The sequence below is a fragment of the Hydrogenophaga sp. genome (assembly GCF_018780075.1).
Classification (GTDB): domain Bacteria; phylum Pseudomonadota; class Gammaproteobacteria; order Burkholderiales; family Burkholderiaceae_C; genus Hydrogenophaga.
Genome location: NZ_JADMKB010000102.1, coordinates 13,453 through 22,554 on the forward strand (window position 1 = coordinate 13,453; position 9,102 = coordinate 22,554).

Annotated in this window: 8 protein-coding genes, 1 pseudogene and 1 riboswitch; of the genes and pseudogenes, 7 read left to right on the top strand and 2 right to left on the bottom strand. The window is 68.2% G+C overall.

Translation table 11 applies throughout. The features are described 5' to 3' along the window. Positions 1-100: zinc-ribbon domain-containing protein (locus IV088_RS26355; RefSeq protein WP_367171597.1), on the bottom strand; the 100-nt coding region annotated here is incomplete at its 3' end. Positions 101-245: 145 nt separating this feature from the next. Between IV088_RS26355 and IV088_RS17020 the strand changes: the two genes are divergently transcribed. Together IV088_RS17020 and IV088_RS17025 are read left to right on the top strand one after the other, a co-directional pair. After that, on the top strand, positions 246-512 hold the full coding sequence (locus IV088_RS17020; protein WP_291104607.1) for a DUF2164 domain-containing protein: 267 nt from the start codon (positions 246-248) through the stop codon (positions 510-512). 4 nt (positions 513-516) lie between these two features. Then, positions 517-1,425, top strand: coding sequence for a D-hexose-6-phosphate mutarotase (locus IV088_RS17025; RefSeq protein WP_291104609.1), 909 nt, complete (start codon positions 517-519; stop codon positions 1,423-1,425). 81 nt (positions 1,426-1,506) lie between these two features. Here IV088_RS17025 and metH read toward each other — a convergent pair whose 3' ends face one another. After that, positions 1,507-4,260 (bottom strand): methionine synthase, encoded by a 2,754-nt coding sequence (gene metH / locus IV088_RS17030; protein WP_291104612.1) that lies wholly within the window; start codon positions 4,258-4,260, stop codon positions 1,507-1,509. Positions 4,261-4,285: 25 nt separating this feature from the next. After that, a riboswitch (S-adenosyl-L-homocysteine riboswitch) is annotated at positions 4,286-4,409 on the bottom strand. A gap of 80 nt (positions 4,410-4,489) precedes the next feature. Between metH and IV088_RS17035 the strand changes: the two genes are divergently transcribed. The 5 genes and pseudogenes from IV088_RS17035 to IV088_RS17055 all read left to right on the top strand — a co-directional run. Next, the gene (locus IV088_RS17035) at positions 4,490-6,079 is read left to right on the top strand and encodes a sigma 54-interacting transcriptional regulator (RefSeq protein WP_291104614.1); all 1,590 of its coding nucleotides are present in this window, start codon (positions 4,490-4,492) and stop codon (positions 6,077-6,079) included. Positions 6,080-6,169: 90 nt separating this feature from the next. Next, positions 6,170-6,412 carry a hypothetical protein gene (locus tag IV088_RS17040; RefSeq protein WP_291104616.1) on the top strand — a complete coding sequence of 81 codons (243 nt, stop codon included), beginning with the start codon at positions 6,170-6,172 and terminating at the stop codon, positions 6,410-6,412. A 48-nt stretch (positions 6,413-6,460) separates the two neighbouring features. Further along, positions 6,461-6,736 (top strand): annotated as a pseudogene (locus IV088_RS17045) (transposase); the annotation flags it as partial. Positions 6,737-6,981: 245 nt separating this feature from the next. After that, complete coding sequence (gene atzF, locus IV088_RS17050) at positions 6,982-8,679, top strand: allophanate hydrolase (RefSeq protein WP_291104618.1); 1,698 nt, start codon at positions 6,982-6,984, stop codon at positions 8,677-8,679. A 38-nt stretch (positions 8,680-8,717) separates the two neighbouring features. Beyond that, positions 8,718-9,102: ABC transporter substrate-binding protein (locus IV088_RS17055; RefSeq protein WP_291104620.1), on the top strand; the 385-nt coding region annotated here is incomplete at its 3' end.

A 9,102-nucleotide genomic window follows, 5' to 3' on the forward strand; every position in this document is an offset into this window, starting at 1 on the left:
AGGGCGCCCCGCCAGGCGGGTCCAGCGATACCGCGCAGCCGAGGCAGAACCGGGCCTTGTCCCGGTTCTCGACGCCACAAGACGGACACACGACAGACATGGAAACCTTGCACACAGTGATGGGAAACAATTTTTAGCACATCGGCCGGGGTGAACCACCGAGTGCGCGCGCCGCTGCCCACGCCCGTGTGCGGATCACCACACTCCTGCGGGATACTGCCGAACCCGACCCAGCCCACACGACCATGCCCATCGAACTCCCCAAAGAAGCCCGGCAGCAGGCCATCACCTCCATCGAACGCTACTTCCGCGAGCACATGGACGAGCCCATCGGCAACGTGGCCGCGGGCGGCTTGCTGAATTTTTTTCTGCAGGAAATTGGCCCGAGCGTCTACAACCGGGCCGTGAGCGACGCGCAGGAACGGCTGCAGGCGCGGGTGATGGAGCTGGACATCGACGTGCACGAGAGCGAGTTTGGTTACTGGAAAACAGCCGGCAAGGGAAGGAAATGACCCCATGACGCTCGAAGACCTGAACGCCGAACACGCCATCGCCGATCAACTGCGCTTCATCGCCGGGCGGGGCGGCCTGCCCTTGATCCAGGTGCGCAACGCCCACGCCGAGGCGGTGGTGTCGCTGCACGGCGCTCAGGTGCTGTCGTTCCGGCCGCGGGGCGCGAGCGCCGACGTGCTGTTCGTGAGCGAGCGGGCGCACTTTCAGTCCGGCAAGGCCATCCGGGGCGGCGTGCCGATCTGCTGGCCTTGGTTCGGCGCCGACCCGCAGGGGCTGGGCCGGCCTTCGCACGGTCTGGCGCGCACCCGGCTGTGGTCGGTCCGGGACACGGCGACCACGCCCGAGGGTGACACGCACATCACGCTGGATCTGATGGACACGCCCGAGACGATGGCGATCTGGCCGCACGCCTTCCAGCTCACGCTGCAGATCACCGTGGGCGCCACGCTGCGGCTGGCGCTGACCACGCGCAACACGGGCGAAACGCCGTTCGCCATCACGCAGGCGCTGCACAGCTATTTCACGGTGGGCGACATCGCGCAGACCACGGTGACCGGGCTCGACGGCTGCCACTACACCGACAAGGCGGCCGGTGGGGCCGTGAAGCCGCAGGCGGGCGCGGTGGCGTTTGCCGCCGAGGTGGACCGCATCTACGCCGGCGCGCCGGCCGAGCTGGCGGTGGAAGACCGTGCCCTGCAGCGCGTGGTGCGCATCCGCGCCGAGGGCAGCCACACCGCCGTGGTGTGGAACCCCTGGGCCACCCTCGCGGCCAGCATGGCCGACCTGGAGGACGACGACTACCTGCGTTTCGCCTGCGTGGAAACCGCCAACGCGGGGGACGAGGTGGTCACGCTGCCTCCGGGCGGCGAGCACCGGCTGGCGGCAGCCATCGCGCTCAGCCCGATGGGCTGATGGTCATGCGGCTTTGCCTTCGAGCGTAGAACAAGGCGCGAAGCCGCGGACAGTGCTACAGCACGGCAAGGCGAAACCGCATCAGAGGTTGGTGCCGAGCCAGCGCTTGAGCTCGGCCGGCGCCACGCCGCTGCGCGCGGCGAGGTCCTGCACCTGGTCGTCGCCCAGCTTGCCGACGTTGAAGTAGGTGCTGTCCGGGTGGCTCAGGTAGAAGCCGCTCACGCTGGCGGCCGGCGTCATGGCCAGGCTCTCGGTCAGGGCCATGCCGATGTCGTCGGCCTGCAGCAGCGCGAACATCGCGCGCTTGACCGAGTGGTCCGGGCAGGCCGGGTAGCCGGGCGCGGGGCGGATGCCCTGGTACTGTTCCTTGATCAGGTCCTCGCTGCTCAGCGCCTCGTCGGCCGCGTAGCCCCAGAGGTCGGTGCGCACGCGGTGGTGCAGGCACTCGGCGAAAGACTCGGCCAGCCGGTCGGCCAGGGCCTTGAACAGGATCGCGTTGTAGTCGTCGTGCGCGTCGAGGAACTGCTTTTCTTTCTTCTCGGCGCCCAGGCCGGCGGTGACGGCGAACAGGCCCACGTAATCTTCGGCCGTGCCTTTGGGCGCCACGAAGTCGGCCAGGCAGCGGCTGGGACGCATCACGCCGTCGACCTCCTGCTTCTCGGTCTGCTGGCGCAGGCCGTGCCAGGTGAGCGCGACCTGGCTGCGGGTCTCGTCGGTGTAGAGCTCAATGTCGTCGTCGTGGACCGTGTTGGCCGGGTAGAGGCCGATCACGCCGTTGGCGCTGAGCCAGCGGCCTTCGATGATCTTCTTCAGCATGGCCTGCGCGTCGGCAAACACCTTGCGCGCCTGCTCGCCCACCACCTCGTCCGTGAGGATGGCCGGGTATGGGCCGGCGAGGTCCCAGGTCTGGAAGAACGGCGCCCAGTCGATGTACTTCGCGATCTCGGCGAGGTCGAAGTTCTTGAACTGGCGCTTGCCGATGAACTTCGGCTTCGCCGGCTGGAAGGCCGTCCAGTCGATCGGCGTCTTGTTGGCCCGCGCTTGCGCCAGCGGCCACAGCGTGACCTGCTTCTTGTTGGCGTGTTGCGTGCGCACCTTGTCGTAATCGGCGTTCAGCTCGGCGATGTACTGCGCCGCCTGGTCGGAGAGCAGGCCCTGCGCCACGCTCACGCTGCGCGACGCGTCCGGCACATACACCACCGGGCCGCTGTAGTGCGGCGCGATCTTCACCGCGGTGTGCACGCGGCTGCAGGTGGCGCCGCCGATCAGCAGCGGGATCTGCTTCTCGCGGAAGTGCGCGTCCTTCTCCATCTCGCTGGCCACGTACTGCATTTCTTCCAGGCTGGGCGTGATCAGGCCCGAGAGGCCCACGATGTCGGCGCCTTCTTCCTTGGCCTTCGCCAGCACCTCGTGGCAGGGCACCATCACGCCCATGTTCACGACCTCGAAGTTGTTGCACTGGAGCACCACGGTGACGATGTTCTTGCCGATGTCGTGCACATCACCCTTGACGGTGGCGATCACGATCTTGCCCTTGGTCTTCACGTCCTGCCCCGCGGCGGCCTGGGCCAGCTTTTCGGCTTCGATGTAGGGCAGCAGGTGGGCCACGGCCTGCTTCATCACGCGCGCGCTTTTCACCACCTGCGGCAGGAACATCTTGCCCTGGCCAAACAGGTCGCCGACCACGTTCATACCGTCCATCAGCGGGCCTTCGATCACGTTCAGCGGGCGGCCGCCATCGGCTTCGATCAGGCGCCACATTTCTTCCGTGTCTTCGGTGATGAACTCGTTCATGCCGCGCACCAGCGCGTGGCTCAGGCGCTCGCGGATCGGCAGCGCGCGCCACTCGTTCTTCTTGCTCTCGTCCTTGGCGCCGCTCTTGGCGGTCTCGGCCACTTCAACGAGTCGTTCGCCGGCGTCGGGCCGGCGGTTCAGCACCACGTCTTCCACGCGCTCGCGCAGCTCGGGCTCCAGCTCGTCGTACACGCCCACCATGCCGGCGTTGACGATGCCCATGTCCATGCCGGCCTTGATGGCGTGGTACAGGAACACGGTGTGGATGGCCTCGCGCACCGGGTCGTTGCCGCGGAAGCTGAACGACACGTTGGACACACCGCCGCTGACCTTGGCGCCCGGCAGGTGCTGCTTGATCCAGCGCGTGGCGTTGATGAAGTCGACCGCGTAGTTGTTGTGTTCCTCGATGCCGGTGGCGATGGCGAAGATGTTGGGGTCGAAGATGATGTCTTCGGGCGGGAAGCCCACCTCGTCCACCAGGATGCGGTAGGCGCGCTCGCAGATCTCGACCTTGCGTTCGTAGGTGTCGGCCTGGCCTTTTTCATCAAACGCCATCACCACGGCGGCTGCGCCATAGCGCTTGACCAGACCGGCCTGGCGTTTGAACTCGGCCACGCCCTCTTTCATGCTGATCGAGTTGACGACGCCCTTGCCCTGCACGCAGCGCAGGCCGGCCTCGATCACGTCCCATTTCGAGCTGTCCACCATCACCGGCACGCGCGCGATGTCGGGTTCGCCCGCGATCAGGTTCAGGAACTTCACCATCGCGGCCTTGCTGTCGAGCATGGCCTCGTCCATGTTGATGTCGATCACCTGCGCGCCGTTTTCCACCTGCTGGCGCGCCACGGCCAGCGCCTGCTCGTACTCGCCGTTCAGGATCATGCGGGCGAAGGCCTTGGAACCGGTGACGTTGGTGCGCTCGCCCACGTTGACGAACAGGCTGCCCTCGCCAATGCGCAGCGGCTCCAGGCCGGACAGCAGCATGGGCGGCACGGCGGCGGACGAAGAAGGGGAAACGGCGGTATCGGAAACAACGGACATGAGGCTCACCAGGGTTGCGGGCAAAAACTGGTGAGCGCCGTTGCAGGTCTGTGCGACCGGCCGGGACCGTGTGGCCCCGACGTCTCAAGCCTGACACCGGGTGCGGGCATCTGGCCGATGCCCCCGGCGCTGCAGCGCTCCTTGAGAGGGGGTGATTTTAGCCGCCAACGGCGCCAGGCACGGCACTGGTGCGATGTTTGCTTGTGCGTCCACCAACCACCCCAAACCCATGCCGCCCCACCGCAACGACCCCGACACCCCCGGCACCGACTGGCACGCCCAGGAGCTGCTGCTCATGCGCGAGGTCATGAAGCTCGTGGGCCGCAGCCTGGCGCCGGCTTTTGTGCTGCGCGAGATGCTGCACCTGATGAGCGAGCTGCTGGGCCTGAACCGCGGGCGCATGGTGCTGGCCGACGAAGCGGTGCCGGGCGCGGAACGCACCGCCTCGATCCGCCACGCCTACGGCCTCACCGCCGAGGAAGCGGCGCGCGGCGTGTTCCGCTGGGGCGAGGGCATCACCGGCCGGGTGCTGGCCAGCGGGCTGCCGGCCATCGTGCAGGACGTGGACGCCGAGCCGCTGTTCCTCTTTCGCACCGTGGCGCGCGCCCAGCTGCCGCCGCAGACCGTGGCCTTCATCGCGCTGCCGATCGAGGTCAACGGCGCCACCGTGGGCGTGCTCGCCTGCCACCGCATCCGCAGCCGCCAGCGGCACCTGAACGACGACCTGGCGCTGCTGCGCATCCTCACCACGCTGGCCGGCCAGCTGCTGCAACTGGAGCAGCTGGTGGCCGAAGAGCGGCGCCAACTCGCCGCGCGCAACGAGGCGCTGGAGCGCGCGCTCGACGTGGGCAGCGCGCGCTACGGGCTGATCGGCCGCTCGCCCGCGCTGCTGCAGGCGCTGGGCGAGCTGGAGCGCGTGTCGCAGTCGCAGGCCACGGTGCTGCTGCTGGGCGAATCGGGCACCGGCAAGGAGCTGTTTGCGCGCGCGGTGCACCTGGCCAGCGGCCGGCGCGACCAGCCCTTCATCAAGGTCAACTGCTCGGCGATCCCGGACACGCTGTTCGAGAGCGAGCTGTTCGGCTACGAGCGCGGCGCCTTCACCGGCGCGAGCACGGCGCGCGCGGGCTGGTTCGAGCAGGCCCACCGCGGCACGATCTTTCTGGACGAGATCGGCGAGCTGCCGCTGGCCATGCAGAGCAAGCTGCTGCGCACCCTGCAGGAAGGCACGCTGGTGCGCCTGGGTGGCACGCGCGAGATCCGCATCGACGTGCGCCTGGTGGCGGCCACCAACCGCGACCTCGCGCGCGAGGTGCAGGCCGGCGGCTTCCGGCAGGATCTGTATTACCGGCTCAACGTGATCCCGATCCGCCTGCCCAGCCTGCGCGAGCGGCGCGAAGACGTGCGCGCCCTGGCCCTGCATTTCGTGAGCCGCGCCAACCAGGCGCACCAGCGCAACGTCCACCTCGCGCCCGACGCGCTGGCGCGGCTGGAGGCGCACGACTGGCCCGGCAACATCCGCGAGCTGGGCAACCTGATCGAGCGCCTGGTGCTGCTGGCCGACCACACGCTGGTGACGGCCGCGGCGCTGGAGCGCTTCATGCCCGAGGCCTGGGCACCGCAGGCCGCGGCCGAACCGCCGCACGGCCAACCCCTGCCGGCCAGCAACGTGCGCGACTACCTGAGCGGCCGCTCACACAGCCCGCAGGCGCTGCAAGACGCCCTGCTGCGCCACCACGGCAGCCAGACCCTGGCGGCGCAAAGCCTGGGGCTGACGCTGCGACAGTTCGGCTACCGGCTGAAGAAGGCGGGGTTGCGATGAAGGGTAGGCTTGAAGGGCTGGACTGAAAGTCCGGCGCCACGGATGTGTGACAGCATCGGCGTCATTGACCAAGACTTGCGAGAAGCTCCCATGAAAACCATCGACGAGATGCTGAACCTGGCATTGCTGACCCCCGACGAACACCAGCAAATCAGCCGCTGGATCGCACAGGCCGACACGCCCGACGAGATTTTGAAGATGCCGCCGTTGCTGTGGCGGGCGGTTGAGCGGGCCAGCGCGGTCATGGGCATTGACGACGACCTGATGCGCCCCCCTGCGCTGGACGATGGTGACAGCGTCGACACCAGCGCCAACCCTCGGAAAAGCCACTGACTCACGCAGCAGGTCAGAGGAGTTGGTCACTCGTTGCGCGGGACGGCTCGCTTCCTGGATCTCGGTGAACCGCGCCAACACCTGGCCCCGTTCTACAGCACCGGCCGACCTTCGATGGGTCCTGAACTGATGGTGCGCATGCTGGTGGTGGGCTACTGCATGGGCATCCGCTCCGCGCGGCGGCGGCGAGAAGCGGTCCCTCTCAGCCTGGCCTACCGATGGTTCTGCCGGTTCGGCCTTGAAGACCGGGGGCCTGATCACTCCACGTTCTCAAAGAACCGCCACGGGCGCTTTCGCCAAAACGATGTTTTGCGCTTCGTGTTCACCTGAACGTTCGCGAGCGCCCTCACCGGCCATTCGCCGAGCCACACGTTGATCGGCCGCTCGACGACCCAGACCGGTCGCTCGACCGTGGCTGGTCAGGGCACGTCCCGGGAACGACGGTTCGCCTCAAGGAGGAACCGGTTCTCCCCCCCCCTTTTTCATCCAGCGGCCAGGGTGGCGTTGCACGGACGTCCTCTGGCATTCATCTTGCATCGTTACTTGTATCCAAGATGGGATGAATCAAAATGGTGCAAGACCCGGACCGATCCGCTCTGTGGCTTTTCCAGCCGCTCAAGCCTGTTCAAACAACGGAAGATGGTCCGTTGTGCGGTCTGACATTCGCGGTGAAGGACAACATCGACGTGGCCGGCTGGCCCACCACCGCTGCTTGTCCGGCTTTCGCCTACACCGCCCCCGCCCACGCCGGCGTGGTGCAAAAGCTGCTCGACGCTGGTGCATCGCTGCACGGCAAGACCAACCTCGACCAGTTCGCCTGTGGCCTGAACGGCACGCGCTCGCCCTACGGCGCCGTGCCCAACGCCATCAACCCCCTGTATGTGTCGGGCGGTTCCAGCTCGGGTTCGGCCTATGTGGTGGCCACCGGTCAGGTTCACTTCGCGCTCGGCACCGACACCGCGGGCTCAGGCCGTGTGCCGGCCGGCCTGAACAACATCGTGGGCCTGAAGCCCTCGCGTGGGCTCATCAGTGCCCGTGGCGTGGTGCCCGCCGCGCAGGCGGTGGACTGCGTGTCCATCTTCGCCACCACGGTCGCACGCGCCGCCCAGGTGCTGGCCGCTTCGCTGGGGCACGACGCGGCAGACCCCTATTCGCGCGCCCTGTCGCTGGCCAGCGCACCCTTCGGTGCGCATTTCCGCTTCGGTCTGCCGGCATCGCCCGAGTTCTTCGGTGACGGGGTTGCGCGCACGGCGTTTGACGAGGCGGTCCAGCGCCTGAAGGACCTCGGCGGCGAGGCTGTTCCCATCGACTTCAGCGTGTTCTCGGCCTGCGCCGACATGCTCTACGGCAGCGCCCTGGTGGCCCAGCGCTACGAAGCCATCCGCAGCTTCTTTGATGCCCACGAGGCCGAGGTGATGGAGCCAGTGCGCAGCATCGTCGGCGCCGGCCGACCCTACAGCGCGGCCGATCTGGTGGCGGCGCAGACCCGCCTGGCGGCCCTGGCCCAGCAGGCCGAACCGCTGTGGCGCGGCATCGACCTGATGGTGGTGCCGACCGCGCCCACCCACCACACCATCGAGCGCATGCGCGCCGACCCGGTGGTGCTGAACCGGCAGCTCGGGGCCTACACCAATTTCGTCAACCTGCTGGACTACGCCGCGCTCTCGGTGCCCAGCAGCATCCGGCCCGATGGCCTGCCGTTCGGCATCACCCTGATCGGCCGCTGCGGCAGCGACTGGCAGCTGGCCGAGCTCGGCCAGCGCTACCACCACGCCACCGGCCTGACCCAGGGCGCCACCGGCCTGCCGCTGCCCGAGCCCCAGCCCATCGCGGGGCTGACCCTTGCAGCGCCGCCGCGCGTGCGGGTGGCCGTGGTGGGCGCGCACCTCAGCGGCATGCCGCTCAACGGCCAGCTCACCGAACGCGGTGCGACCCTGCTCAGCCGCACCCACACCGCGCCCGTCTACCGCCTCTACGCGCTGCCCGGCACCACGCCCCCCAAACCCGGGCTGCTGCGCGTGGTGCCCGGAGAAGGCGAACGCATCGAGATCGAGGTCTGGGACATGCCCCTCTCCGAATACGGCAGCTTCGTCGCGCTGGTGCCCGCGCCGCTGTCCATCGGCAGCCTGCTGATCGCCGACGGCAGCAGCGTGCAGGGCTTCCTGTGCGAGCCCCTGGCGCTCCAGGGCGCGGCCGACATCACCCACCTGGGTGGCTGGCGCGCCTACCTCGCCACCACCGAGCCAACCCGCCTCGCCTTTCCCTGAACCCCCACCAGACCTTTTCAACCCGCAGGAGCCTCGCCATGCAACAAGAAGCCGCAACCCCCACCTCCCGGCGCCGCCAGATGCTGCAACTCGGTGCCGCCGGCGCCGCCCTGGGTCTGCTGGGGGCGCCCGCCGTGCTGCGCGCGCAGACCGGCCCCAAGATCCGCATCGGCTACTGGCCCATCGCGGCCGGCCTGCCGTTCTATTCGGCCATCGAACTGGGCTATTTCAAGGAGGCCGGTCTCGATGTGGAGCCGCTGAAATTCGCCGGCGCCCAGCAGGTGATGGAGGCGGTGCTGTCGGGCCGCGCCGATGGCACCGCCAACGGCACCGGCTCGGCCAACATCGCCATCGGCGAGATCGCCCAACCCGGCACCTTCAAGATCTTCTGCTCCAACCCGAGCAACGTGAAGAACGTGCTCG